The sequence below is a fragment of the Christensenella timonensis genome, from assembly GCF_900087015.1.
Lineage (GTDB): Bacteria > Bacillota > Clostridia > Christensenellales > Christensenellaceae > Christensenella > Christensenella timonensis.
The window spans coordinates 798485-823285 of the sequence record NZ_FLKP01000002.1; the positions used below are offsets into that span (position 1 = coordinate 798485).

A 24801-nucleotide genomic window follows, 5' to 3' on the forward strand; every position below is an offset into this window, starting at 1 on the left:
TATAGCGCTGTACCTAAGACGCTTTTGGATTTTCCAAAAGCGTCTTGTTATATGAAGGCAAGATGTTCTCCCTACAAAAAAATGCAGGGGTATGGTATACTGAAACACATGGAAGTAAGTTTTGAAGGCGGCGGCGCGGTGCTTAAGGGCATGTCCTGCTTTGAACCGCGGCACATTTTTGATAACGGGCAGACGTTCCGTTTTGACGAGGTGGAGGAAGGCGTATTTGAGGGCGTTGCACACGGGCGCTTTTTGCGCGTTACCAAAAAAGGGAACCGTATCACGCTGTATCCGTGCGGAGCGGAAGAATATGAACAGGTGTGGAAGCGGTATTTTGACCTGGAAACAGACTATGGTATGCTTTTTTGCGACTGCGGGGATGAAGCGCTTGAGAAGGGAAGGCAATATGGATGCGGGCTGCGGCTGCTTAACCAGCCCCCGTTCGAGACGCTGGTCTCATTTATCGTGTCGGCAAACAACAATTTGAAGCGGATCAAAGGGATCATCAGGCGGATCTGCGAGCGGTGCGGCCGGCCGTTTGTATTTGAAGGAAAGACCTATTATGCATTTCCGGAGGCGGACAAACTTGCGGCCCTTAGCGTAGAAGCGCTTAAGGAATGCGGCAGCGGATACCGTGCGCCGTACATAAAGGAAACGGCGCGCATGGTCGCAGGAGGCTTCGATCTGGAGGGGCTGCGTGCAAAAAGTTATGGGGATGCAAAAAAAGAACTCATGGAATTGCCCGGCGTGGGGCCCAAGGTCGCGGACTGCATTTTATTGTTTTCGCTGGGGTTTAGGGATGCTTTCCCGGCGGACGTCTGGATCAAACGGGTGTTAAAAGAGCATTACGGCTTTGCAGGAAACGACAGGCAGGTCTATGCATTTGCCAGGAAAAGATTTGGAAAGTATGCGGGCATCGCGCAGCAATACCTTTTTTTCTGGCAGCGCGACAAAGACAGGAACGATGGCGAAAAGAATACGATTTGAATTGACATAAAAAATTTTGGGAACTGGACGGAGGTAAAAAATGGAACTTTTGGTGGATACGCATACACATACGGTCGCGAGCGGACACGCTTATTCTACGGTCAGGGAAAACGCGATCCTCGCGTACGAGCGGGGGATGGAAGCGATTTGCTGTGCAGACCATGGCCCGGCGCTCAAGGGAGGCGCGGTCGATTTTATCCTCACTGTCTTAACGGCGGCACCCGACGTCATGGAAGGGGTACGCGTCTTTAATGCCACGGAAGCGAATATTCTTGATTTTGAGGGGAACACCGATATTCCGGAGCGTTTTATGCGCTGCACGGAGTTTGCGATCGCCTCGCTGCACGACATCGTGATCGACCCGGGAACAAAGGAACAGAATACAAATGCCATGCTGGGCGCGATCAACAATCCGTACGTGGATGTGATCGGGCATCCGGGCAATCCGTATTATGACGTTGACAGGGAAGCGCTGGTCAGGGAGGCCAAGAAGCTGGATAAGCTGATCGAGCTCAATAACCATTCGTTTATCTACCGCAAAGGCAGCGAGCCCAACTGCAAAGATTTTCTCGCGCTATGCAAAAAACACGATGTGCGCATCACGGTTTCTTCCGACGCGCATATCTGCTACCGGGTGGGGAACTTCGATATGGTAAAAGAAGCGCTGGAGGAAGCGGATTTCCCGGAGGAGCTCGTTGTGAGCCGGAACCTTAAGGCGTTTAGCAGCTATATCGAGGAACGGAAGAACAGATTAAAAGGGTAAGGGACTTACCGGTTTTTACCACTTTTATGGTATAATAAAAAAGACAAAAAACAGGAGCAAAAATCTATGGCATATAAAACGCTGTACCGGGTGTTCCGGCCGTCCACATTCGATGAAGTATACGGACAGCAGCACATTACAGATATACTGAAAAAACAGGTCGTGACGGGTCGGCAGGCGCACGCGTATTTGTTTTACGGCCCGCGGGGTACGGGGAAAACGAGTACGGCGAAAATCCTGGCCAACGCCCTTAACTGCCTTGACCCGCAGGACGGGAACCCGTGCGGGAAATGCGAGGTTTGCAGGAGCCTGAAAGACGACGCGTTTGTGGACATCGTGGAGATTGACGCAGCGTCCAACAACAGCGTAGACAATGTACGCGATATTCGCGAGAAGGTGTCGCTTTTGCCCGCGCTGGGAAAATACAAGGTGTATATCATCGACGAAGTGCATATGCTCTCGCCGGGGGCGTTCAATGCCCTGTTGAAAACATTGGAAGAACCGCCGCCGCATGCGGTATTCATTTTAGCGACGACCGAGCTGCGTAAGCTTCCGGGGACGATTTTGTCCCGCTGCCAGCGTTACGATTTCAAGCGGATATCGGGCGAGGATATCATTGCGCGGTTAAAAGAGGTGGCGGACAAGACGGGCGTTTCCTATGAGGAGGAAGCGATCGAAATGATCGCGCAGTCCGCGGAAGGCGCGATGCGCGATGCGCTTTCCATTATGGACCAGTGTATCGCAGGCAAGGAAAAGCTCACGCTTAAGGACGTGAACGACGCGATGGGCGTGGCGGACAGCGTACAGTTAAAAGCGTTGGTCGACGCGATTTTGGAAGAAAATCCCCGGCAGGCCCTTTTGTCCGTCAATGAAATGATGCAAACGGGCATAGAGCCGCACAATATCCTGCGCGACATCGTAGTAGAGCTTTCCGCGCGGCTGGCGCGGGACGTGGGGGATGCATACAAATGTGCGAACCTGCTGCGCGTGCTGGAGGTGTTCATCTATAACCAAAACACGCTGCGCTACGCGAGCACGCCGGATGCGGTGCTTATTGCCGCGGTGGTGCGCGCGTCGAACAACACAACGGATGTGGATACCAAGGATATGGAGCTGCGTTTAAAAAAGCTTGAGCAGCGCGTGGAGAAGCTGGCTGCAGGCCTTGCACAGGGTGGGCTCGATACGGTGGCAAAGCAGACTGCACCAATTTCCGAAAAGCCGCAGGCAGCGGCGCCTGTACATATGCAGGCGGAGGCAGAAAAGCAGGCTGGCGTAAAACCGGCGGCACAGCCCGCGGCCATCGAGACGGTCGAAGCGGAGGAGCAAAAAGAGTGCGCGGAGCAGAAAAAGGCGGCGGCCGCCGTACCGGACGACGCGGCGTGCAAGCGGTTCAAAGCTCTGGTGGCGCAAGAGCTTCCCGTATTGGGGCCGGCCGCGGCTTCCATCCAAAAGATGGAAGCGCGCGGAAGCATTCTCGACCTCTACGCGGACAAAGCGGACAGCGCGCTGATGGACATGCTGAAAAAGGAAGAATATGCGGCGCAGATGAGCGATATCACGGCCAAGGTTTTTGGGCATGCGATGGTGGTGGACATCGTTTATGAAAAGGAACAAAAGGAAGAAGAAAAGAGTATTCAGGAACAACTGGCGGAGCTGGTTGGCAAGGATAAAGTCATCATCAAATAAATCGATCATGGAGGAATGAAGAATGGCAAAAGGTGGATTCCCGGGCGGGATGAATATGCAGAATATGATGCGCCAGGCACAGCAGATGCAGGCGAAGATGCAGCAGATGCAGGAAGAACTGGAAGAACGTGAAGTGGAAGCAACGGCAGGCGGCGGCGTAGTGCGCGTGGTCGCGACCGGGAAAAAGATGTTAAAAAGTATCGAGATCAAGGAAGAAGCGGTCGATCCGGACGATGTGGAGATGCTGCAAGATCTGATCATCGCGGCGGTGAACGAAGCGCTTGCAAAGGCGGACGAGATGATGCAGAGCGAGATGGGCAAGATCACCGGGGGAATGAACCTCGGGGGGTTGCTCTAAACGATATGAATCTGCAATCTTATTCAAAGCTGGTCGCACAGTTTTGTAAGTTGCCGGGGATCGGCGCGAAAACGGCGCAAAGGCTGGCGTATTATATTTTGAAGATGCCTGAAGCGGACGTAAAGCAGTTCGCCCTGGATATGTACGACGCGCGCCGCAAAGTGCGGTATTGCACGATATGCGGCAACCTGTGCGAGGGAGAAATCTGCGAGGTGTGCGCGGATGCGAAACGCGACGCTTCCATCATCTGTGTCGTCAAAGACGCGCGCGATGTATTTGCGATCGAAAAAACGCACGAATACCGCGGCCTTTACCATGTGCTCGGCGGCACGATCTCGCCGCTTGAGGGCGTCGGCCCGGACGATATTGCGATCAAGCCGCTTTTAGGGCGGCTGACGGACGATGTAAAGGAAGTCATATTGGCGACCAACCCGGACGTACAGGGCGAGGCGACAGCCGCGTATATCAGCAGGTTGTTAAAAGGGTTTGGCGTGAAGGTATCGCGTATCGCGCACGGTATCCCCATTGGGGCGGAGCTCGAATACGCGGACGAGATCACGCTGGCAAAGGCGCTGGAAGGACGGACGAGCGTATAAGGGGGTTCCTTATGCAGTTTACGGATATCAAAACGTTATACGAAACAGTGATGCAGTGCAAAAAGTGCAGGTTGGCCGGGCAGCGTAGGCATGTGGTATTCGGCGAAGGGAATTTGCATGCGGACGTTATGTTCATCGGCGAAGGGCCGGGAGCCCGGGAGGATGAGCTCGGACGGCCGTTTGTGGGGCCTGCCGGGCAGCTCCTGGATAAGATGCTCGCGGAGATCGGCCTTGCCCGTTCGGACGTTTACATCGCGAATGTCGTCAAGTGCCGTCCGCCGAACAACCGCGACCCGCAGCCTGACGAGCGCGAAGCGTGTATGGATTATCTGCGTGCGCAGGTGGCGTTTATAAAGCCCAAGGTCATCGTGTGCCTGGGGCGTATCGCGGCGGGAGTCATCCTGAAACGCGATGTGAAAATGATGAAGGAACACGGAAGCTGTATCGAGGTCAAGAATTTTACGATCATGCCCACGTTTCACCCGGCGGCAATGCTGCACAACCCGGATTATGTGGAGGGCGCAAAACAGGATTTCCAGGTGTTGAAAAAGAAGTTGGGAGAGCTTGCGGTTGCTCGATAAATTATATCAGGAGATCGGCACATTCTATCCGGATACGCCGCTTGTTTTTGGAGACGGAAACAGGGAAGCGCGGCTGTTGCTGATCGGCGAGGCGCCGGGAAAAGACGAGGTGGCGACCGGCAGGCCGTTCGTCGGCAAGGCGGGGAAAAACCTGGATGGTTTTTTGCAGGCAGTGGGTCTTGCCCGCGAGGATATCTATATCACGAACGTATGCAAATTCCGTCCGCACAAAACCAGCGCAAAAGGTACGGTGTCCAACCGGCCGCCCACCCGGCAGGAAGTCGAGAACGCTGCTGGTTTTTTGCTGCGGGAGATCGGGATATTGGACCCGGAGGTGATCGTGACACTGGGCAATACGCCGCTGCGCGCGGTGCTGGGAGATTTTTCCGCGGCCATTGGCGCGTACCACGGACAAGCGCGGCCTGTAAAGGTGGCGGGACGGGTATATACGCTGTTCGCGCTTTACCATCCGGCGAGCATCATTTACAATCCTCCGCTCAAAACGACATATGCAGAGGATTTGGAGAAGCTTGCGGCCTATCTTTGGAATGAAAACAAAAAGTGAATCTTTTGCGTACAGTAATAACAAAAACTTGCTTTTTAACTATGGAATGGGTATAATCTAGTTGTAACAACTTTGTAATATTTTTCAGCGGGCGCACAGCTTACCGGTAAGCGGGAAGGTGCGTTGTTTGATTGGGAGCATTTGGCTTGCAAAAACGGAGGGTACAGGTATTTGGATAAAAAGAAGATCATTGTGATGTGCGCGGCAATCGCCGCGACAGCCAGTTTTGTGACAGGGCTGTTCGTCTATTTTTTCCAGACCTCGCAGCTTAAGGGAAATGAACTGCGCGTAGACGGCAAGGGAAACTATGAAGACCTCAAAAAATATATGGAGATCAGCGATCTGGAGACGCTGATCAACGAAAATTTCTACCAGCAGGTGGACGAGGCGCCCATGCTGAACGGGACGTTGAAGGGCATGGTTTCCGCGCTTGGGGATCCATATTCCGTATATTATACCGAAGACGAATACAAGGAATATAAGGCCAAAAGCGAAGCCGACCTTGCGGGCATCGGCATATCGGCAGGGCCATACCAGAACAGCGGGCAGCTTAAGATCGAACGGGTATATTCCGGCGGGCCTGCGGAATCGGCAGGGCTCAAAGAAAACGATGTGATCGTCGCGGTGGATGGGGTCGCGCTCGCGGGCCTCGACTACGAAAGCGCATTCAATATGCTCCGGGGGCCGAACGGCTCCAGCCTGACGCTCACAGTCGTATCCGGCGGGCAGCCGCAGGATCTCCCGATCACGCGTGCGACCTTCGATACGCAGTATGTGACGTACACGATGCTCGATTCGGTCGACGACTGGAATATCGCCCAGATCGTGATTTCAGAGTTCAATGGGAACTGTGTGGAAGAATTCAAAAGAGCGATCCAGTTTTTAAAGGACGAAGGCGCGGACGGCGTCATTATCGACGTGCGCGGCAATATGGACGGCAGCGTGAAGAGCGCGGCAGAGATGCTGGATCAGATCGTACCCGAGGGATCGCTGGGATATTCTGTGGATAAAAATGAACAGAAGGACGAAATGACGGCGGACGCGGATTATTTCGATTTGCCGATGGTCGTCCTTGTGGACGGGAACAGCGCAAGCGCGTCCGAAGTGTTCGCAGGAGCGGTACAAGACCGTGCGCGCGGACAGGTCGTGGGATCGAGAACGTATGGCAAGGGCGTGATCCAGGCCATTTTGGATATGCCGTATTCGGGCGGCGGCGTGAAGCTGACGACAGCGGTCTATTATACGCCCAACGGGAACCTGATCAACGGCGCGGGCATTACGCCGGATGTCCCGGTCGACCCGCCGGCAGATTTGACCGCGTTGACATTTGAGACGGATACGCAGCTGCAGCAAGCGATCGCAACAGTCAGGGAAATGGTCGTCGCACAGAATTAGGGCGTGGAAGTATGAACAGGATAGGGATCATTGCAGTCATCATAGAAGAGCACCGCGAAAGCGTCGGTGAAGTGAACCGGATATTGTCGGAATATTCCGGCTGCATCCATGCGCGTATGGGCGTGCCCAACAAGGAAAAGGACATTTATGTCATCTCGCTGGTCGTGGAGGTAACGACGGAGCAGCTGGGAGCGATCACCGGCCGGCTGGGTAAACTTAAGGGCGTGACCGTGAAAAGCATGATGACCAACAAAACGTATTAAGCAGGGAAAGCAAAATGGGAAGCGCAGAAAACGCTTCCCGTTTTTTGGTTAGGCAGGTTTATGGAACATCGGCAAGCAACCTGCCGATGCGGATGCGCTTGTTCAGGTAGGCAACCACCGTTACTATAATGATCGCGATGCAGACAAGAAGGTATAATTCTATTCTTGTTTCCACGTAATGGTTATACGCGATCTGGTCGGCGCGGGAGTAAACGGTAATGTGCGACAGGTCGCTGTCGGCGTCGATTCCGATGACGTCTTGATTGCGCCATGTGAACGGATATTTGGCGCCGTCCTCATCGGTCAGATAATCTTCGCTCCAAAGAGATTCATCCGATGTTTCGTAATGCCGCACCTCTCCGGTTTCTTTATCATAAACATCCACAATATGTCCGTCATAATCAACGGAAATGGGCGTTTCCGCATATTGCCTGAATTCTTCAAAGCCTGTGAAGGTTTTACCCTGTGCAATGTCGCTGATATCGGGCGGGGTGGCATTTTCAATGATCCCGCAGCAGAAGAGCGCCCCGATGCAAATGCAGATGCATATAAGCCGCAATTTGGCGTTCTTTTTTTCAGCACAGATATATGCTTCGCCCAAAGCATCCTGATGGGAAATGATCATTGGGACAAAAAAGGAGAAGGCGAGACAAACGATGAGTGCCAAAAATAAGTACAGTGGAAGGAGCCACAGCCAAGTATTGCGCGGCATGATGGAATCGATGCTTTCATAACCGGTAATAAAGGGCAGGACGCTGAAAAAAATGAAAATATTCAGGTGACAGACCACAAAAAATACCTGCCAGGCGCGGTAAAGCTGGGAACGTATGCCGGGTATACCGGATTGTATATCGCCGAGGGCAAGCCGCACGGTTGAAAGAGAGTCCGCCTGGAGAATCAGGCTGGCGGCAATGAGAACCAGAGAAAGGCCGATCCCCACCACAGGGGCGCGCAGGCCAAACCCGAAGATAACCATCGCAACCAGTGCGGTTACGGAAAGAAAGGCCGCCAGCAAGGAACGCATACGGTATTTGATTGTACTGTTTTTGATCAGGTAAGAAACTTGCTGGAAGGCCCTGGGAGAGGACTCGCCGTCTGTTTGGGGGTCGCGCTGCCCGCGAAGCAATTCGTCTGTCGTCACATCAAAAAGTTCTGCGATCACCGGGACGAGCGAGAGTTCAGGTGAAGATTCGTCGCACTCCCAGCGGCTTACGGTCTTGTTGGATACGTGCAGGCGGTCTGCAAGCTCCTGCTGCGTCATACCGCTTGCCCTGCGCAGAATACAGATAAAGCTCCCAATCGTTTTTTTATCCATCGTTACTTCTCCTTTGCATTTGCCTGGTACTTGTATTCTACAAATATGTCATACAAAATCACAGCCGAAATGGCGGGAATCGATCCCGGATTGCGGGAATTTGGTACTTTTATTGTATCAAATGGAAGATATCAAAACAAAAAATGCGTTTGGTTGATAAAAAGATTTTTTTTGTGTTAAAATAGTAGCATGGATAAAAACAAGGAAATCATTGAACGGTTAAGAAAAGAATACGGCGGAGTCGAATCCGCGCTCAATTACGAAAGCCCTTACGAGCTTTTGGTGGCGACGATCCTTGCGGCGCAGTGCACGGACGCGCGCGTGAACATCGTAACAAAAGAGCTTTTCAAGAAGTATCCGTCGCCAAAGGAGCTGGCGGAGGCAGACCTTAAGGAGCTTGAGGAATACATCAAAACGTGCGGGCTTTACAAGAACAAGGCGAAAAACCTGATCGCGTGCGGGCAGCGGCTGATGAGCGAGTTTGGCGGCGTTGTGCCGCATACGGAGGAAGAGCTGACGTCGCTTGCGGGCGTGGGCAGGAAAACGGCAAACGTGGTGCTGGCCTTTGCGTTTGGGCTCCCGGCTTTCCCGGTGGATACGCACGTGAAGCGGGTTTCCAACCGTATCGGCTTTGCGCACTCTGACGATCCGAACAAGGTAGAGGAAGAAGACAAAAAAATAATCAGGAAAGAGGACTGGTCACAGGCGCATCATTGGCTGATCTGGCATGGGCGCAGGGTATGTAAAGCACAAAGGCCGTTGTGCGAGAGCTGCTGTATATCCGACTTGTGCCCTTATAACAATAAAAAATGATCGTAGATAAGGTAAAAATATTCATCAAAGCCGGCGACGGCGGCAATGGAGCGGTGTCTTTCCGGCGGGAAAAATACATCAATGCGGGCGGCCCTGACGGCGGCGACGGCGGCAACGGCGGGAACGTTGTTTTTGTTGCAGACCCGGGGATGCGTACTTTGATGGATTTCCGTTACCATAAAAGGTATAAGGCCCAGCCGGGCGAGAACGGCAAAAAGAAAAATATGCGCGGCAAAAACGGCGAAGACCTGGTGGTCAAGGTGCCGGTAGGGACGGTGGTCATGGACGCGGAAACGGGCCGGGTGGCGGCAGATATCCGGGACGGCGATGGTGTGATCGTGCTGCACGGCGGCGTCGGCGGCAAGGGAAACGCGCGGTTTGCCAATTCCGTGCGGCAAACGCCGCGGTTTGCGACACCGGGCAAAAAGGTCGTGGAGCGCGAGATCGTACTGGAACTCAAGTCCATTGCGGACGTGGGGCTGGTCGGCTTTCCGAATGTTGGGAAATCGACCTTGCTTTCGTGTATCACATCTGCGCGGCCCAAAATAGAAAATTATCATTTTACGACGCTTACGCCCAATCTCGGCGTGGTGAAAACGTACGATTATGATTTTATCATTGCGGATATCCCGGGGCTGATAGAAGGGGCTTCTGCTGGCGCGGGTCTGGGACATGCGTTTTTGCGGCATATCGAGCGGACGCGTATGATCGCGCATGTGTTGGATATCGCGGGCAGCGAAGGACGCGACCCGCTGGACGATTACATCAAAATACGCGAGGAATTGAAGAAATATTCACAGCCACTTGCGCAGAGACCGGAGATTGTAGTGGCGAACAAAGCGGATCTGCCGGGGGCAGAAGAGAACCTGAAACGTTTTTTGAAAACCTATCCTGATAAGCAGGTGTTTCTGATCTCGGCGGCGACGCACCAGGGAACGGACGAGCTAAAAGCGGCGATGATGGAAGTTTTGAAAACGCTGCCCGAAGAACAGGTGATCGAGGAAGAAGGCGTGCTTGAGGAGTGGCGGATGCAGGACAGTGAGCTGACGCTGGAGATCGGCCGCGGCGAGGACGGCGTGCTGGAAGCGAACGGCTCGCTGATCGAGGAAATATTCTCGCGCATCAACCCGGACGAGCCGGATTCCATGCGGCATTTCCATAAGCTGCTGCGCGATATGGGCATCTTGAAGAAATTGGTGCTGTCAGGCGCGAAAGACGGGGATACGGTCAGGCTCAATGGCGAAGAATTCGATTTCGTGGAGTGAGGGATTTTATGCTAACCAGTAAACAGCGGGCGCAGTTGCGCGGTATGGCGCAGCACATGGAGCCTATCATACATATCGGCAAGGACGGGGTCACGGACAATGTGAAAACACAGGCTGACGACGCGCTTGAAGCGCGCGAGTTGATCAAATGCACCGTGCAGCAAAACAGCAGTTTTACGGCACGCGAGGCATGCGATGAGCTGTGCAGCGCACTGGGCGCGGACGGGGTATCGGTTTTGGGACGGAAGTTCGTGCTTTACCGTGAATCAAAAAACAAGAAAAAGATCGAGATATAAGCTATGGAGTACGTAAAGGGCCTGGCGGACGGAGGACGGACAAGGATCAATTATCCATACCGGAAAGTCGGGATTTTGGGCGGGACGTTCAATCCGCCGCACAATGGGCATGTGGACATGGCCAGGCAGGTGAAGCGGGAATTTGCGCTCGACGAAGTATACCTGATGCCGAGCGGTATCCCGCCGCACAAAAAAGAGGATATCGCGCCTACGCGTATGCGGCTTAAGATGACGGAGCTTTGTGTTGCCGGAGAGGACGGCCTTAAACTACTGGACATCGAAACGAAGCGCAAGGGCTACACCTATACGGCGGATACGATGCGCGAGCTTAAGGAAAAGAACCCGGAAACGGACTACTATTTCATCATCGGTGCGGATACGGTGTTCGAGCTTACCTCGTGGCACGCGTTCCGGGAGCTGTTTTCCCTGACGCGTTTCATATGCGTGCGGCGCAGCACGCATGACATGCTGCGGCTTTCCGCAGAGATCGCGCGGCTTAGGGAAAACTATCATGCGAATATTGTGTTGTCGGAATATACAGGCCTTTTCGTAAGCTCTTCGTACATCAGGGAACGGGTGGAGCGCGGCAAAAGTATCGAGGGACTGGTTCCCAAAAGCGTGGAGGAATATATCATTGCAAATGGATTATACCGCTGACCGCGGCGGGATCGTCAAAAAGCTGGCGGAGAAGGTCAAGGGAGAGAAATTCGAGCATAGCCTGGGCGTGGAAAAGACGGCGCTCGCGCTTGCAGAGCGCTATGGGGCAAACCGGGAAAAAGCGGGGCTCGCGGGCCTGCTGCACGACTACACCAAACAGATGGACAATGTGGCGCTTGCCGGGAAATACGGCATCGCGTACCTGACGGAAAAAACGCTGCACGGACATACGGCGGCAGCGCTTTTGAAGGAAAAAGGATACGTGGAAGACGAAGAGGTGCTCTCGGCGATCAAGTGGCATACGACCGGCAAAGCCGGCATGAACATGCTGGAAAAGATCGTATACATCGCGGACTATATGGAGCCAAACCGGGATTTTCCGGGGGTGGAAAAGCTGCGGGAGCTGGCGTTTGCCAATATCGATAAAGCGGTTTTATTGGGCCTGCAGATGTCCATCAATCATATCATTGAAAACAAAAGCCTGATCGATACAGACAGTGTGGAGGCATACAACTATTACCGGAGGTTATTCCCGGGGGAGGAGATTTAGCATTGGAGATTTCGGAAAGAGCAAACAGGATCGCAGAAATACTGGACAATAAAAAGGCGCAGGATATCGTGATTTTGCGCGTTGCAGACATGACGATCATTTCGGATTATTTTGTGGTCGCGAGTGCGCCTAACGTTTCACATGTGCAGACGCTGGCAGAAGAAGTACAGTTCAAACTGCGCGAAGAAGACGGGGCAAACCCGATCCGCACCGAAGGCGAGCGGCAGGGCCGTTGGGTCGTGATCGATTACGGCGATGTGCTCGTGCATCTTTTCCACAAGGAGGAACGCGAGTTTTACCAACTGGAGCGCCTGTGGAAAACAGAAGGAAATTTTTACGATTATTCGGCGGAGCATGCGGAATAAGGAATCTGTGGGCGTATGGCGCAAAAGGCCGTACGCTCACTTCATATCATGGAGCAGTTTTTCGAGAAGGCGGTCAAGCGATTCCCGCTCTTTTGAGGAGAGGTTGCGCGTCATCTGATCCTCCCATTCCGCTTCGACCCTGCGGATGGCATCGTATGCCCGCTTTGTTTTTTCGGTAGGGAAAAGCCCGTATTGGCGGCGATCCGTTGGGGAAAGCACGCGGGTGATGTACCCGTCCTCTTCAAATTTACGAACTGCGCGTGCAACCGCGCCCTTGTTGATCCATAACGCTTCGGACAATTGCTCCTGCGACAACCCCTCGTTGTCGCAAATACACATCAGGTACACAAGTTGTCCGCGGGTGATCCCAAGATCCTTTAGCTGCCTATTAAGATGGATCCCGGAGCGCCGGGATAGGATGGAAAGCTTCTTTGCGAGTTCGCGCATTTCATTTTTTCTCCTCTCGCTGGATATGTCCATTTTAAGCGCCTTGTATTTCCTTGTCAAATACGCAAAAGATACTTGACTCTTTAAAAATTCTTGATTATAATAGTTGCAGCGGCAACCAAATTGGTTGCCTATTATTCTGTATATAAAGTTGCCTAGGCAACGATTGAGAGGTTTTAATAAATGATGGAAGCATTATCGGAAACAAAATTATTGGGCAGCGCACCTATCCCCAAGCTGATCATGAAATATACGGTGCCAAGCGTGATCTCGCTGCTTGTGAATTCGCTATACAATATCGTCGACCAGATCTTTATCGGGCAGGGCGTCGGTTACCTCGGCAACGCCGCAACCAACATTATTTTCCCTATCACCGTGATCGCGCTCGCGTTTGCACTCTTGGTGGGCGACGGGGCGGCGGCATACCTTAGTTTAAAACTGGGGCAAAACCAAAAAAGGCAGGCGCAAAAGGGCGTAGGCAATGCGCTTACCCTGATGATCCTGTTTGGCATAGCCTTTCTGGTGATCGGCCTTTTCTTTCTCGAACCGCTTGTACGGGTGTTTGGCGCAACGGAAAATTCAATGCCCTATGCGCTTGATTATGGACGTATCATCGTACTCGGCCTGCCGTTTGTGGTGGTCGGTACGGGCCTCAATTCGTGTATCCGGGCGGAGGGAAGCCCCAAGATCGCGATGCTGTCGATGATCGCGGGGGCGGTCGTGAATACGGTACTCGACCCTATTTTCATTTTTGTACTCCATTGGGGTGTGGAAGGCGCGGCATGGGCGACTATCTTAGGCCAGGTGCTCACCTTTGTGATCAGTATCACATACCTTCCGAAGATGAAAACGATCAAAATCAAACGTGCGGATATGAAGCTGGCGCCAAAAACTTCAAAAACCGTGATGGGATATGGTATATCAAGCTTTATCACGCAGATCGCGATCACGCTTTCCGTCCTCGTGGCCAACAATATGCTCGTGCAATATGGTATGGCGTCCGTCTACGGCCCCGATATCCCGTTGGCGGCATTCGGCATTGTCATGAAGGTAAACCAGATATTATTGTCATTTATGATCGGGTTCGGGCTCGGCGCACAGCCCATCGTAGGCTTCAATTACGGAGCAGGACATGGAAAACGCGTCAAACAGGCATACCTCATTTCCATCACATGCGCCACTTTGGTCGCGATCGTGGGGTTCATCCTATTTCAGTTTTTTCCCCAGGCCATCATCAACCTGTTTGGTTCTGAAGAAGGGTTGTATAATGAATTCGCACAGAAAAGCTTCCGCATCTTCCTGATGCTGTGCCTGCTAAACGGTTTCCAGATGGTGACGGGCATATTCTTCCAGGCGCTTGGAAAGCCCGTCAAGGCGGCGCTCATCACGTTGTCCCGCCAATTGCTGCTTCTCGTCCCGGCGATGCTGGTACTGCCGCACTTCCTTGGCGTGGAGGGCGTGCTTTGGGCAGGCCCTGTCGCGGATGCCATTGCCTTTGTCATCGCGCTGGTTCTGGCCGTCAGGGAAATGAAGCATCTTCGCGCCTTAGCGCCGCCACAGCCACAGTTGTGCACCGGGCAGGCATAAAGCAGCCAGGCGTCATGCGAAGATATCGGCATCCATTTCCTTCAGGTTTTCGGCGATCAGCGGGCGGAATTCCATGTTGGAGATGATGTCGCGTTCCAGGTCGACGCCGGGCGCGATCTCCGTAAGCGTCAGGCCCTCGTCGCGCAGCTCAAGGACGCAGCGCTCCGTGATGAACATGACCTCCTGCTTAAGCTCTTTGGCGCGTTTGGCGGAGAAGGTAAGTTGTTCGATCTCCCGCTTGAATTTTTTGATGCTGCCCTCCGCTAAGATATGCAATTTGCCATTTACGACTTCCTCTTTCAGTCCTTTGGCGGTGAAGGTTCCAATGAAGTAGAGCTTTGGCGTGGACTGGGTGATGCAGATGAAGCCGCCGCAGCCCGCGATACGCGGGCCGAATTTACTGACATTGATATTCCCCTGCGCATCGGCTTCCGCAAGCCCCAAAAAGGCCTGCGTGAGTCCGCCGCCGTGGTAAAAGTCAAACAATTGGTGCTGGAAGATGATGGCCTCGGGGTTGAGGGAGGCGCCGAATTCCACGCCTGAGAGCGGGGAGCCGCCGATTCCGCCCGCTTCTACAGTCAGTGTGAAGCCGGACACTCCCTTTTCTTCGGCGACGGCCGCGATCCCTTCGGGCATGCCGATGCCGAGGTTGACGATACCGGGCCTGAGTTCCTTTAACGCGCGCAGCGCAATAATGCGGCGCGCCCCGCTCTCGAGGACGGGCATTGCGCCTTTGGGCGCGCGGGACTGGCCGGAATATGCCGGATTATAGTCGCAGGCCGCAGTCTGCGGATGATAGGCCATATCGCTTGTCACCACCAGGTAATCCACCAAAACGCCGGGGATACAGACGTCGTGCGGCTTGATATCGTCCACGATCTCTTCGACTTGCACGATCACCTTTCCGCCCAGCGTATGGCAAGCCTGTGCCATGGCGAGCGCATCCACCTTGGCTGCTTCCTTTTCCGTACAAATATTGCCGTTTTTGTCTGCGCGCGTACCGCGCAGGATCGCAAAATCCATTTGTGTGAACGGCTTGTAGCGGATATAGTCCTTGCCGTCTATCGAAATGATCTCATTCAATTCTTCTTTGGAAATACTGTTTATCCGCCCGCCCGAATGGCGCGGATCGACAAATGTATCGAGCCCGACCTGCGTCACGAGCCCGGGACGCCTGGCCGCGGTATCGCGCAGCAGCTGTGCAAGCACGCCCTGCGGCAGGTTGTAGGCCTCGATATCCTCGGAAAAAATCATTTGCTGGAGTTTGGGCATCAGGTTCAAATGGCCCGCAACGAGTTTCTTGACCAATCCCTTGTGCGCAAGGCGGTTAAGCCCCCGATCCGCACCGTCGCCGACGGATGTGATGGACAGCAGGGAAAGATCCCGGGGGCTGTGCGTGTCTAAAAAACGCTGTTCAAGCGCATGGTAGACCTCATCCGCCACGGACATCATCATAAATCCGTTGGCAGCGATGACCGCGCCGTCAAAAATCATATCTGCGGCCTCTTTGGCCGTAATTATCTGTTTGCTCATAAAAAATACCCGCCTGTTCAAAAAATCAATACTTTTTTATTATCTGGCATTTATACGGTATTTTCAAGAAAAATCTTTGCCTATTCGCGGTATTGCGTAGGGCGGCGGTATTTGTGGCGCGGCTTATGCTCGAGCAATGCGGCGCATACGCACATCGTGCAGATAACAGAAATGACGACAGCCAATATGGCGAGTATCTCTTTTGACAATATAATTTCCCACATATTCCTGACCTCCGTTGTGTTTTTTTATCATGGGAAAAGTATACCGCGCGGGGTGGCCAAACCAGGTACACCGGCGGGAAAAAATTGTGAAGAATATATGAAAAATCATTACAAAAGTGATACGATCGCTATACAAAGACGTTGTTTTAGTATATAATATGGACGTTATATTGAGGAAACTTTAGTGAGGGTATTGAGTTTGAAGAAAGTTACAGCATGGATCATTGCGGTCATCCTTATTTTGGCAATCCCAGTGGTTGCGTTTGCGGAGCCGGAAGGACAGGCAGGCGGGGACAGTGCGGCCTCGGGAGAAGCTGCGGGGCAGGAAGCGGAAGCGACGCCGACGCCTATTCCAACACCGGAGCCTACCGCCACGCCCGATGCGACGTCTGAAACAAAAGAGGGCGCGCCGGAGGTCGACCTGTCGAAAATCACCGCGGATTCCGCGATGCTCATTGATGCGGATACGGGCGAAGTCCTTTTTTCCAAAAACAAGGACTGGCGCGTTTTCCCGGCCAGTACGACAAAGCTGATGACAGCGATCCTGACATTGGAAAACTGCACGATGGACGAAATGGTCACCGTTGGGGCGGAGGTCGACGAATTTTCAAAAGGCTCCAGCCTGATGGGGCTGAAGCGGAACGAGACCCTGTCCGTCAAAGACCTTTTCTATGGCCTGATGATCTGTTCGGGGAACGATGCGGCGGCAGCGCTGGGCGTACATATCGGCGGCAGCGAAGAGGGCTTTGTCGAGATGATGAACAAAAAGGCCCAGGAACTGGGCATGACGGGTACGCATTTCCTGAATCCGTACGGCCTTTACATTTTTAATACTGGTTACGATCACTATACGACGGCGGCGGACATGGCGATCCTCGCGCGGGAAGCATACAAGCACCCGGAGATCATGGAAGCGGCGCAGATGAAAGAATATACGCCGGACGCGGACGCGGCCTCCGAAACGCCGCGCAAGTTCACAAGCTCGAATTTCCTGCTTGCGACGCCGGAAAACAAGCCGGAGTACGCGGCATACCTGTACGATAAGGCGACGGGCATGAAAACGGGACTGCTGGAAAACATTACGCTGAACGGCGGGGAAACGGTCAGCTCGTACGGCTGTTTGGTGGCCTCGGCGACGAGCGGGGGCCTGAACCTGATCGCTTTGATTTTCGGTGACAAGTCGATCGGCGATAAGGAGGCAGGGATTCCCAATGCGTATGCACGGTGGGAGATCGCGCAATATTTATTTGAATATGGTTTCAGCAATTATGCGAAGGTGGATCTCGGACAGTATGTCTCGCCCCTTTCCGTAACGGAAACGATCGAGGGGGCAGCCGGGAACGACCCGCAGGAAGGAAAGCTGGAAGTGACCGCCGATTTGAGCGGCGATAAAACGGACGTGAGGCTCCTGCCCGCGGCGACCGCACAAGGGCTTGCGGACGGCAGTGTGCAGTTGGAACAAAAGATGAATGTTGAAGAGCCCTTAAAGGCTCCCATCAACGAGGGAGAGAAGGTGGGGACGGTTTCTTACAGCCTCAACGGCGAAGAGGTTTACACTGCGCCGCTGGTGGCAAGCAGACAGGTGTTCCCGGCAGGGGACGAACTGGAAACGAGCAAGGAATACGGCGTTCCTGCAATATCCTTTGAGGTATGGTATCTTTGGATTATCATTCCGGCAGGCGTGGTGCTCACATTGCTTATCGTCCGTACGGCAAATTTAAGGCGCAGGCGCAAACGCTACGCAGGCGCAAGGCGCGGGGCGGATATCACACCCGTGCGCGCTGCAAAGGCGACGCGCGGCAAAAGCAGCGTGCAGGGACGGCCGGTTAAGACAAAGCCGGTACAAACACGGCACACTGGCAATCCTCCGGGGGGCCGCAAGCGTAACAACCTGTAAAAGAAAAGGCTGTCTTATGCAAGACAGCCTTTTTGGTCTCTTCGTAAGTGCGGGCTTTATTTTAATTTCGCAAGGATCAGGTCGCTCATTTCCGCCGTGGAAACGAAAGCGCCGCCGGCAGCGATATCCGCTGTGCGCGCACCCCCCGCAAGAACAGCCTTTACCGCGGCTTCGATCGCCTGGGCTTCTTTTTCCAGGTCGAAGGAATAGCGCAGCATCATTGCGCACGAAAGGATCATGGCGATGGGGTTTGCCTTACCCGTACCCGCGATATCCGGCGCGCTGCCGTGGATGGGCTCGTACATGCCCAGTTTTGTGGAGCCAAGGCTGGCCGAAGGGAGCATGCCGATGGAGCCTGTGATCATGCTGGCTTCGTCCGTGAGGATGTCGCCGAACAGGTTGCCTGTCACCACAACGTCGAACTGGCGCGGGTTGCGCACAAGCTGCATGGCTGCGTTGTCAACATACATATGTGTGAGTGTGACATCCGGATAGTCTTTGGCGATCCGGTTCACAGTATTTCTCCACAGCCGCGAGGTCGCCAGTACGTTGGCTTTGTCAACGCTTGTCAGGCGCTTGTCTCGTTTGCGCGCAGATTCAAAAGCAAGGCGCGCGATACGTTCTACTTCATAATCGTGGTAATTCATCAGGTCGGACGAATAGGCCAGGTCGTCGCCGCCCTTTTCCCCAAAATAGACGTCGCCCGTCAGCTCGCGCAGGATGAGGATATCGAGGTTATCCCCGATGATCTCGTCCTTTAAGGGGCATGCGGCCCTAAGCTCGCTGTAGATGATCGCCGGACGCAGGTTGGCAAACAGGCCGAGCTCTCCGCGCAGCTTCAGGAGACCCTTTTCGGGGCGCTTATCGACAGGGAGGTCGTCCCATTTTTCCCCGCCTACCGCGGCCAGCAGCACTGCGTCGCTGCTGCGGCAGATATCCAGCTGGGAATCAGGCAGCGGGTCGCCGTGCTTGTCGATGGCGATCCCGCCCGCATCCGCCTCCGTGAATGTGAAGGAATGTCCGTAGAGGCTGCCGACCTTATCCAGTACCCGTACGGCTTGTGCGGAAATTTCCGGGCCAATGCCGTCGCCGGGGATCAAAGCTATTTTATATTCCATTGTGTCCACCTTTCTTTTTTTGAAAATTTACTGGTAACCGTTATTATATAATAAAAATACATTGGACAAAAGGGTTTGAAAGAAATAAAATGGATTTGTAGCGTAATTTGAACGGGAAACAGGAGATGTGGATGGAAACGGGGATGTCGACAGCCTGCTTTTTTTGCAGGCTGTATAATGAGGATGCGATCCGCAAAATGGCGGAGCTGGGGATCAAGGATATGGAGCTGTTTTTTTCGGCGCTGATGGAGTACAAAAAGCCGTTTACGGATGAGGTCAGGCGCATCTGCGATGGGGAAGGCGCGCATATTCGTTCCGTGCACGCATTGTGCACACAGTTTGAACCGCAGCTTTTTTCCATGCACGACCGGCAGCGCGAGGAGGCGCTCGGCATATACCGCCAGGTGCTGGATGCGGCTGCGGAACTTTCGGCGGGAATCTATGTGTTCCACGGCCCGATGAATGTAAAACGTGCCAAAACCTTCCATGTAAATTATGGGATGGCGGGCGAGAGGGTGAGCGTACTTGCAGAGGAAGCCAAACAGCGGGGCGTGAAGCTTGCCTTTGAAAACGTGCACTGGTGCTGGTACCAACAGCCCGGCTTTGCGCAGCAGCTCCTGCGGCACACAGAAAGCGACAACCTGTATTTTACACTGGACATCAAGCAAGCGGCGCAGTCGGGCTATGAGGTCGCGGATTATTTAGACGATATGGGGGATCGGCTCGCGCATATCCACGTATGTGACTACAAAAAAGACCCGCAAAAAGGGATCATCCCCTGCCTGCCGTTCGACGGGGAGATGGACTGGGCCGGTATGCGGAAAAAGCTGCAAGGGAGCGGGTATAAAGGCCGCATGATGCTTGAGGTCTATCCGGGCGATTATAAGACATACGGCGACCTGATGAAAAATTATAGGGAAGTCGCCGCATTTTTTGCCGATTGACAGGCGTACGGGGATTTGCTATAGTTAAATAAGAAATTGCATATGGAATGTCAGGGGAGTCGCGCATTGCCGGCTGAGAGTAGACGTAGGTCTAGACCCGTTGAACCTGAACCAGTTCACACTGGCGGAGGGAGCACGTTTTTTGAGTTGGTTCTTTCCGGTTGCGTTGGAAAGAGCTTTTTTATTGCATCCGGAGGGCAAAGCGCTGGCCGTGCGGGCGGGGAATGCGCGCAACGCTAAGGAAAGAAAAGAGGAAGAGAAGATGGAGAAAGTAAAGGTGAAGAAGGGCTGGCAGCTAAAGGACATCATCATGATCGGGATATTGGGGCTGATCTTTGCGGCGATCTACCTGGGGGCGTTTTATTTGAGCCAGGCGATCGGCGTAGCTTTAACGCCGTTTGGGCTGGCGCCGTTCAACTTTGAAGTGGTGTACGGCGTATGGTTCATGGCAGCGACGCTGGCAGCGTTCATCCTGCAAAAGCCGGGCGTGGCGCTGGTGACGGAAGTGCTGGCGGCATTTTTGGAGCTGCTGATGGGGAATTTCCCGCTGGTCATTACGACGGGCCTCGTACAGGGGATCGGCCTGGAGCTTGGGTTTGCGGTATTCGGATATAAGAAATACAACCTTGCGAGCATGTGTGTTTCCGCAGTGTTCGCCTGTGTATTGAGTTTCGTCTGGACTTATTTTACCAACGGATATGCGGCGGTCGAGACATCTATGCTGATTGCGATGTTTGTAGTGCGATTGGGGACTTCGCTGCTGTTCGCGGGCGTTTTGAGCTGGGTTTTGGGCAAAGGGCTTGCGCGTACAGGCGTACTGAAGGGCTATGCGATCGGCGCGAAATATGTGCACCAGGACATTGCCGAAGACTGAGAGGAGAACAAAATGAAAGTATTGCATGTAGAACTGGACTGGTTCGCCAACACGAACCACACAGGGTTTTATGTCGCCCTGGATAAAGGGTATTACAAGGATCTGGGCATCGACGTACATATCAACGGGGAATTCGGCGGATGCGGCCACCAGTTTGCGGGTGAGCCGGATATCGTTGTCGCGCCCGAGCCTGCAATGCTCGTTTATATGGACGAAGCAAAAAAAGAGGATCAGGCGACGGCCATCGCGGTGCTTACGCAGCGCAACGATTCGGGGATCATTTCCCTGAAATCGTGCGGTGCAACACGCCCGCGCGAGCTTGAGGGGAAGCGCCTGACTCACTGGACGCCGCAGTGGTTCCACGCAGTGATCGGTTATGCGGTGAATGAGGACGGCGGCGACTATTCCAAGGTAAAGCTGGTAACAAAAGACGTAGGGGATATCGTAGAAACACTGGGCGTTGACGGCGACGCGGTATGGATCTACAAAAATTGGGAGTGGTTCGTGATGAAGCATGCGGGCAAGGGGTGCGATTATTTTGCCCTGGCGGATTTTTACGATGTGATGGATTTTTGCGCGCCGGCGGTCGCGGCCAAGAACGCGTTGATCGAAAGCGACCCGGAGGCGGTGCGCGCGTTCGTCAAGGCAAGCGACCAGGGTTTTGTGGACGCGGCAGGCGACCCGGAGGCCGCGGCCAGGATCCTGCACGGCTATACGCCGCACTTTGACCTTGACCTGCTCATCGAAAGCCAGGATTATATCTCAAAGCTTTATTTGAACGAGCAGGGGCATTGGGGCACGATCCGGCCGGAGCGCTGGACGGCGTTCAGCGCCTTCATGAAAGACCAGGAAATGATTCAAACGGACTATGCGGCGAGCGCGGAGCGCTTCACCAACGAATTCCATGGATAAAAACGGCATCGTCTGCGAAGACCTGACCTTCCGGTATTCGCAGACAAGTAAATATGAGGTCATCAGCCACGCGTCCCTTTTCATCGAGCAGGGGCGCGTTACTGTGATCAGCGGTTCGTCCGGCTGCGGCAAGAGTACGCTTTTATACCTGATGGCGGGCATCTATCCGCAAAACGCGGGGGTCGTCGACAGCGGCCGCGTTTTGGTGGAGGGGCAGGAGATCGGGGAGCTGGAACCTTCGGAGCGCATGCCGCTTGTAGGGATGATGTTCCAGAACCCGGATCTGCAGTTTTGCATGGATACCGTGGAAAACGAACTGGTCTTTTGCCTGGAAAACAAGGGCGAAGATCCGGCGGGTATGCAGCGGCAGATGGACGAGGCGCTTGCGTTTTGCGGTATCTCGCACCTGAAGGAAAAGACGCTCTATACGCTTTCCGGAGGAGAAAAACAGAAGGTGATGCTCGCCTGCGTTACATTGCTGCGTCCCAAATGGCTGCTGCTTGACGAGCCGTTTGCAAACATAGACCCTGCCTCCACGGCGGAGCTGGTGCAAAAGCTGGGAAAGCTGCATGAGGAGCTGGGTATCGGCATTGTAGCGGTGGACCATCAGGTGGCGCACTGGCTGCCGATCCTGGATGAGGTGGTGCTGCTGGGCGCGGGCGGCGAGCTGCTCTCCCGCGGCATCACGCGTGATAATCTTAAGGAATACAGGCAGACATTTGAGGAGCTGGGCATTGTCTATCCGGGGCAAAGCTACCGGGAGCCTGTGCGGCGCGCCCCTGTGCAGGATGAACCTGTGCTTTCGATCCGGGGACTGTGTGCGGGCTATGGGGAAACGGCAGTGCTGTGCGGCCTGGACGCTGATTTTTACCGCGGCAGGGCATATGCGGTAACAGGACTTTCGGGCAGCGGGAAAAGTACGTTGTTTTCCGTGTTGTGCGGGCTCGTCCCCTATCAGGGAAGCGTGCGGCTCGAGGGAAAGGAACTTAAAAAACTGCGGAAAAAGGCGCTTGCCCACAAGCTGGGCTTCGTATTCCAGAACCCGCAGGATCAGTTCGTCGCGGGAAGCGTGTTTGACGAGATCGCGGTCAGCCTGAAAAAGAGGGTGCGGGAAGAGGAACTGGAAGAACGGGTCAAAGCGGTTTTACAGGAGATCGGCCTGTGGAAATACCGTTTTTTATCGCCGTTTATGTTGAGCCAGGGACAGCAGCGGCGGCTGGCGGTGGCGGCGTTGCTCGCATACGATTGCGAGATTTTAGTTTGCGACGAGCCAACGTATGCGCAAGACCTGCGGGCGATCCGTGCGGTGATGGAACTGCTTGAACGGCGGGTAGGGCAGGGACTGACGCTTATTTTTTCCACACACGATAAGCAGCTTGGCTGCGACTACGCAGACGAGCTGTATGTACTGGAGGACGGAAAGCTCAAGCGGGAGGAACTGCCATGAAGAATATCAATCCTGCGTATAAGCTGATCGGCGTACTGGTCCCCATCGTGATCATTGCGTTCGTATATAATACGGTGCTGAACTTTGCGATTGTCGCGGTTTGCATGGCAACGCTCGCGGTTTCGCGCGCCAACTGGAAAAACGTACTGAAAGTGCTGATCCCGGTGCTCATTCTTTCGGTGGGGATGTATATGACGGGATACAAATTCCACGACGGTTCCAATGTGGGGGTGGGCGCGGCGACGGCGTCGCTCATTTCCGGCGGTGCCGTCGGCAACGGCTTGCAGCTCGCGAGCAGGGTGCTGGCGTTCGGAAGTTTGGGCATGCTGTTTGTGTTCACCACGGATACGATGAAGTTGGTGCGGTCGTTAGAACAGCAGCTGCATATGCCGGTAAAATTTGTATACGGGCTGCTGGCCTCCTTCCAGCTGCTGCCGAATATCAGCCATGAATACAAAAAGACGAAAGCGGCTTTCCGCGCACGGGGACGTTACCCGGCGGCGGTTTCGCCCGCGCTTTTAACGCCGCTGATGGTGAAAGCGGTACGGTGGTCGGAGGCGCTTGCCGCGGCGATGGAGTCGCAGGGCTTTGACGACAAGGCAAGGCGCACCTGCTATAAGCCGCTCGTTTTGCGTCCCATAGACTGCCTGTTCCCCGTGATCACGACGGGGCTTTTGATGATTGGTATCATCTTACTGTAGCGGTAGCCTTTTGGTACGATGTATGCTATGATGTCAAAAAAGGAATACAGAAGGCGGGTAGCAGGATGAAAAAAAGCTTTTATGCTTATATGTCGCGCTTAAAGCATATCAAACGATGGGGGCTCATGCGCAACAATATGGAAGAAGACGTTGCGGAGCATACCTTTACGGTGACGATGCTCGCCCATGCGCTGTGCCTGATCAGGAATACTTATTTTGGCGGGAACGTCGAGGAGAAGGACGTACTGTGCGCAGCGCTTTACCATGAGGCGGGGGAGGTCATCACGGGCGACCTGCCTACGCCCATCAAATATTTTGACGAAGACATCACCCAGTCGTATAAAAAGATCGAGCGCCATGCAGAGGAGCGGCTGGTATCCATGCTGCCCGAAGAGATGCAGGGCAAGATCGCGCCCTATGTGCTGCAGGAAGTGGATGATGACGTGCGCGTGATCGTAAAGGCGGCAGACCGCCTGAGCGCTTATATCAAGTGTATGGAAGAACTGAAAAGCGGCAATACGGAGTTTAAAAAGGCGTGTGCGCGTACCAAAGAGGCGATCGAGGCAATGGAACTTGACGAGGTTTCCTATTTTATGGAGCACTTCCTTCCGGGGTATGCCCTGACGCTCGACGAACTGAACTGAAAGGCTTGACAGGAGGAT

Annotated in this window: 28 protein-coding genes and 1 riboswitch; of the genes, 23 read left to right on the top strand and 5 right to left on the bottom strand. The window is 54.0% G+C overall.

What is annotated here, in order from left to right:
• Positions 1-51: 51 nt before the first annotated feature.
• From BN6471_RS05345 to BN6471_RS05385, 9 genes are all read left to right on the top strand, one after another.
• Positions 52-987, top strand: coding sequence for a DNA-3-methyladenine glycosylase family protein (locus BN6471_RS05345; protein WP_147553987.1), 936 nt, complete (start codon positions 52-54; stop codon positions 985-987).
• Positions 988-1027: 40 nt separating this feature from the next.
• Positions 1028-1750 (top strand): phosphatase, encoded by a 723-nt coding sequence (locus tag BN6471_RS05350; RefSeq protein ID WP_066646248.1) that lies wholly within the window; start codon positions 1028-1030, stop codon positions 1748-1750.
• Positions 1751-1816: 66 nt separating this feature from the next.
• Positions 1817-3436 (top strand): DNA polymerase III subunit gamma/tau, encoded by a 1620-nt coding sequence (gene dnaX, locus BN6471_RS05355; RefSeq protein ID WP_066646249.1) that lies wholly within the window; start codon positions 1817-1819, stop codon positions 3434-3436.
• A gap of 22 nt (positions 3437-3458) precedes the next feature.
• Positions 3459-3794 (top strand): YbaB/EbfC family nucleoid-associated protein, encoded by a 336-nt coding sequence (locus BN6471_RS05360; protein ID WP_066646251.1) that lies wholly within the window; start codon positions 3459-3461, stop codon positions 3792-3794.
• A 5-nt stretch (positions 3795-3799) separates the two neighbouring features.
• Positions 3800-4390, top strand: coding sequence for a recombination mediator RecR (gene recR, locus BN6471_RS05365; RefSeq protein WP_066646253.1), 591 nt, complete (start codon positions 3800-3802; stop codon positions 4388-4390).
• Between the two features lie 11 nt (positions 4391-4401).
• A complete protein-coding gene (locus tag BN6471_RS05370; protein WP_066646255.1) occupies positions 4402-4971 on the top strand; it encodes a uracil-DNA glycosylase in 570 nt (189 codons plus the stop codon).
• Positions 4961-5536: a uracil-DNA glycosylase gene (locus BN6471_RS05375; protein WP_162270179.1), complete on the top strand. Its 576-nt coding sequence runs from the start codon at positions 4961-4963 to the stop codon at positions 5534-5536. The genes BN6471_RS05370 and BN6471_RS05375 overlap by 11 nt, the downstream gene beginning before the upstream one ends.
• 171 nt (positions 5537-5707) lie before the next feature.
• Positions 5708-6931: a S41 family peptidase gene (locus BN6471_RS05380; protein WP_066646257.1), complete on the top strand. Its 1224-nt coding sequence runs from the start codon at positions 5708-5710 to the stop codon at positions 6929-6931.
• An 11-nt stretch (positions 6932-6942) separates the two neighbouring features.
• The gene (locus BN6471_RS05385; protein WP_066646259.1) at positions 6943-7194 is read left to right on the top strand and encodes a TM1266 family iron-only hydrogenase system putative regulator; all 252 of its coding nucleotides are present in this window, start codon (positions 6943-6945) and stop codon (positions 7192-7194) included.
• Between the two features lie 58 nt (positions 7195-7252).
• Here BN6471_RS05385 and BN6471_RS05390 read toward each other — a convergent pair whose 3' ends face one another.
• On the bottom strand, positions 7253-8509 hold the full coding sequence (locus BN6471_RS05390) for a helix-turn-helix domain-containing protein (protein ID WP_066646261.1): 1257 nt from the start codon (positions 8507-8509) through the stop codon (positions 7253-7255).
• Positions 8510-8698: 189 nt separating this feature from the next.
• On the opposite strand from BN6471_RS05390, the gene nth reads away from it, so the two are divergent.
• From nth to rsfS, 6 genes are read left to right on the top strand one after another with little or no spacing between them, the layout of a single operon-like run.
• Entirely contained in the window at positions 8699-9322 is a 624-nt protein-coding gene (nth, locus tag BN6471_RS05395; protein WP_066646266.1) for an endonuclease III, read from the top strand.
• Positions 9319-10587, top strand: coding sequence for a GTPase ObgE (gene obgE / locus BN6471_RS05400; RefSeq protein ID WP_066646267.1), 1269 nt, complete (start codon positions 9319-9321; stop codon positions 10585-10587). Before nth ends, obgE begins: the two co-directional genes overlap by 4 nt.
• Positions 10588-10595: 8 nt before the next feature.
• Complete coding sequence (yhbY, locus tag BN6471_RS05405) at positions 10596-10883, top strand: ribosome assembly RNA-binding protein YhbY (RefSeq protein ID WP_066646268.1); 288 nt, start codon at positions 10596-10598, stop codon at positions 10881-10883.
• Positions 10884-10886: 3 nt separating this feature from the next.
• Positions 10887-11540, top strand: a complete 654-nt coding sequence (nadD, locus tag BN6471_RS05410; RefSeq protein ID WP_066646270.1) for a nicotinate-nucleotide adenylyltransferase — start codon at positions 10887-10889, stop codon at positions 11538-11540.
• Positions 11524-12090, top strand: a complete 567-nt coding sequence (gene yqeK, locus BN6471_RS05415; protein ID WP_066646271.1) for a bis(5'-nucleosyl)-tetraphosphatase (symmetrical) YqeK — start codon at positions 11524-11526, stop codon at positions 12088-12090. Before nadD ends, yqeK begins: the two co-directional genes overlap by 17 nt.
• A gap of 2 nt (positions 12091-12092) precedes the next feature.
• Complete coding sequence (rsfS, locus tag BN6471_RS05420) at positions 12093-12455, top strand: ribosome silencing factor (RefSeq protein WP_066646272.1); 363 nt, start codon at positions 12093-12095, stop codon at positions 12453-12455.
• A 36-nt stretch (positions 12456-12491) separates the two neighbouring features.
• Here the strand turns inward: rsfS and BN6471_RS05425 are convergent, their stop codons facing one another.
• Entirely contained in the window at positions 12492-12935 is a 444-nt protein-coding gene (locus BN6471_RS05425; protein WP_082903355.1) for a MarR family winged helix-turn-helix transcriptional regulator, read from the bottom strand.
• A 150-nt stretch (positions 12936-13085) separates the two neighbouring features.
• Here BN6471_RS05425 and BN6471_RS05430 point away from each other — a divergent pair, with 150 nt between their 5' ends.
• A complete protein-coding gene (locus BN6471_RS05430; RefSeq protein WP_082903356.1) occupies positions 13086-14489 on the top strand; it encodes an MATE family efflux transporter in 1404 nt (467 codons plus the stop codon).
• Positions 14490-14501: 12 nt separating this feature from the next.
• Here BN6471_RS05430 and BN6471_RS05435 read toward each other — a convergent pair whose 3' ends face one another.
• Entirely contained in the window at positions 14502-16022 is a 1521-nt protein-coding gene (locus tag BN6471_RS05435) for an acyl CoA:acetate/3-ketoacid CoA transferase (protein WP_066646274.1), read from the bottom strand.
• Between the two features lie 80 nt (positions 16023-16102).
• Positions 16103-16246, bottom strand: a complete 144-nt coding sequence (locus BN6471_RS12870; RefSeq protein ID WP_156511790.1) for a hypothetical protein — start codon at positions 16244-16246, stop codon at positions 16103-16105.
• Between the two features lie 199 nt (positions 16247-16445).
• Between BN6471_RS12870 and BN6471_RS05440 the strand changes: the two genes are divergently transcribed.
• Positions 16446-18143, top strand: coding sequence for a D-alanyl-D-alanine carboxypeptidase family protein (locus tag BN6471_RS05440; RefSeq protein WP_066646276.1), 1698 nt, complete (start codon positions 16446-16448; stop codon positions 18141-18143).
• Positions 18144-18199: 56 nt separating this feature from the next.
• Here the strand turns inward: BN6471_RS05440 and leuB are convergent, their stop codons facing one another.
• Positions 18200-19261: a 3-isopropylmalate dehydrogenase gene (gene leuB / locus BN6471_RS05445; protein ID WP_066646278.1), complete on the bottom strand. Its 1062-nt coding sequence runs from the start codon at positions 19259-19261 to the stop codon at positions 18200-18202.
• Between the two features lie 131 nt (positions 19262-19392).
• Here leuB and BN6471_RS05450 point away from each other — a divergent pair, with 131 nt between their 5' ends.
• From BN6471_RS05450 to yfbR, 6 genes are all read left to right on the top strand, one after another.
• Positions 19393-20205 (top strand): sugar phosphate isomerase/epimerase family protein, encoded by an 813-nt coding sequence (locus tag BN6471_RS05450; RefSeq protein ID WP_066646280.1) that lies wholly within the window; start codon positions 19393-19395, stop codon positions 20203-20205.
• A 42-nt stretch (positions 20206-20247) separates the two neighbouring features.
• Positions 20248-20356: riboswitch (TPP riboswitch) on the top strand.
• The gene (locus tag BN6471_RS05455) at positions 20348-21079 is read left to right on the top strand and encodes an ECF transporter S component (protein ID WP_242861842.1); all 732 of its coding nucleotides are present in this window, start codon (positions 20348-20350) and stop codon (positions 21077-21079) included. It overlaps the preceding riboswitch by 9 nt.
• A gap of 12 nt (positions 21080-21091) precedes the next feature.
• A complete protein-coding gene (locus tag BN6471_RS05460; protein WP_066646282.1) occupies positions 21092-21991 on the top strand; it encodes an ABC transporter substrate-binding protein in 900 nt (299 codons plus the stop codon).
• Positions 21984-23438 (top strand): ABC transporter ATP-binding protein, encoded by a 1455-nt coding sequence (locus tag BN6471_RS05465; RefSeq protein WP_242861843.1) that lies wholly within the window; start codon positions 21984-21986, stop codon positions 23436-23438. The genes BN6471_RS05460 and BN6471_RS05465 overlap by 8 nt, the downstream gene beginning before the upstream one ends.
• Complete coding sequence (locus BN6471_RS05470; RefSeq protein ID WP_066646287.1) at positions 23435-24139, top strand: energy-coupling factor transporter transmembrane component T family protein; 705 nt, start codon at positions 23435-23437, stop codon at positions 24137-24139. The genes BN6471_RS05465 and BN6471_RS05470 overlap by 4 nt, the downstream gene beginning before the upstream one ends.
• A gap of 65 nt (positions 24140-24204) precedes the next feature.
• Positions 24205-24783, top strand: coding sequence for a 5'-deoxynucleotidase (gene yfbR / locus BN6471_RS05475; protein WP_066646290.1), 579 nt, complete (start codon positions 24205-24207; stop codon positions 24781-24783).
• Positions 24784-24801: the final 18 nt, after the last annotated feature.

Excerpts from the sequence above, each read along its gene's own strand:
- BN6471_RS05345 (WP_147553987.1), top strand. The coding sequence starts at position 52 with ATGAAGGCAAGATGTTCTCCCTACAAAAAAATGCAGGGGTATGGTATA.
- BN6471_RS05350 (WP_066646248.1), top strand. The coding sequence starts at position 1,028 with ATGGAACTTTTGGTGGATACGCATACACATACGGTCGCGAGCGGACAC.
- dnaX (WP_066646249.1), top strand. The coding sequence starts at position 1,817 with ATGGCATATAAAACGCTGTACCGGGTGTTCCGGCCGTCCACATTCGAT.
- BN6471_RS05360 (WP_066646251.1), top strand. The coding sequence starts at position 3,459 with ATGGCAAAAGGTGGATTCCCGGGCGGGATGAATATGCAGAATATGATG.
- recR (WP_066646253.1), top strand. The coding sequence starts at position 3,800 with ATGAATCTGCAATCTTATTCAAAGCTGGTCGCACAGTTTTGTAAGTTG.
- BN6471_RS05370 (WP_066646255.1), top strand. The coding sequence starts at position 4,402 with ATGCAGTTTACGGATATCAAAACGTTATACGAAACAGTGATGCAGTGC.
- BN6471_RS05385 (WP_066646259.1), top strand. The coding sequence starts at position 6,943 with ATGAACAGGATAGGGATCATTGCAGTCATCATAGAAGAGCACCGCGAA.
- BN6471_RS05390 (WP_066646261.1), bottom strand. The coding sequence starts at position 8,509 with ATGGATAAAAAAACGATTGGGAGCTTTATCTGTATTCTGCGCAGGGCA.
- nth (WP_066646266.1), top strand. The coding sequence starts at position 8,699 with ATGGATAAAAACAAGGAAATCATTGAACGGTTAAGAAAAGAATACGGC.
- obgE (WP_066646267.1), top strand. The coding sequence starts at position 9,319 with ATGATCGTAGATAAGGTAAAAATATTCATCAAAGCCGGCGACGGCGGC.
- yhbY (WP_066646268.1), top strand. The coding sequence starts at position 10,596 with ATGCTAACCAGTAAACAGCGGGCGCAGTTGCGCGGTATGGCGCAGCAC.
- nadD (WP_066646270.1), top strand. The coding sequence starts at position 10,887 with ATGGAGTACGTAAAGGGCCTGGCGGACGGAGGACGGACAAGGATCAAT.
- yqeK (WP_066646271.1), top strand. The coding sequence starts at position 11,524 with ATGGATTATACCGCTGACCGCGGCGGGATCGTCAAAAAGCTGGCGGAG.
- BN6471_RS05425 (WP_082903355.1), bottom strand. The coding sequence starts at position 12,935 with ATGGACATATCCAGCGAGAGGAGAAAAAATGAAATGCGCGAACTCGCA.
- BN6471_RS05430 (WP_082903356.1), top strand. The coding sequence starts at position 13,086 with ATGATGGAAGCATTATCGGAAACAAAATTATTGGGCAGCGCACCTATC.
- BN6471_RS05435 (WP_066646274.1), bottom strand. The coding sequence starts at position 16,022 with ATGAGCAAACAGATAATTACGGCCAAAGAGGCCGCAGATATGATTTTT.
- BN6471_RS12870 (WP_156511790.1), bottom strand. The coding sequence starts at position 16,246 with ATGTGGGAAATTATATTGTCAAAAGAGATACTCGCCATATTGGCTGTC.
- leuB (WP_066646278.1), bottom strand. The coding sequence starts at position 19,261 with ATGGAATATAAAATAGCTTTGATCCCCGGCGACGGCATTGGCCCGGAA.
- BN6471_RS05450 (WP_066646280.1), top strand. The coding sequence starts at position 19,393 with ATGGAAACGGGGATGTCGACAGCCTGCTTTTTTTGCAGGCTGTATAAT.
- BN6471_RS05460 (WP_066646282.1), top strand. The coding sequence starts at position 21,092 with ATGAAAGTATTGCATGTAGAACTGGACTGGTTCGCCAACACGAACCAC.
- BN6471_RS05465 (WP_242861843.1), top strand. The coding sequence starts at position 21,984 with ATGGATAAAAACGGCATCGTCTGCGAAGACCTGACCTTCCGGTATTCG.
- BN6471_RS05470 (WP_066646287.1), top strand. The coding sequence starts at position 23,435 with ATGAAGAATATCAATCCTGCGTATAAGCTGATCGGCGTACTGGTCCCC.
- yfbR (WP_066646290.1), top strand. The coding sequence starts at position 24,205 with ATGAAAAAAAGCTTTTATGCTTATATGTCGCGCTTAAAGCATATCAAA.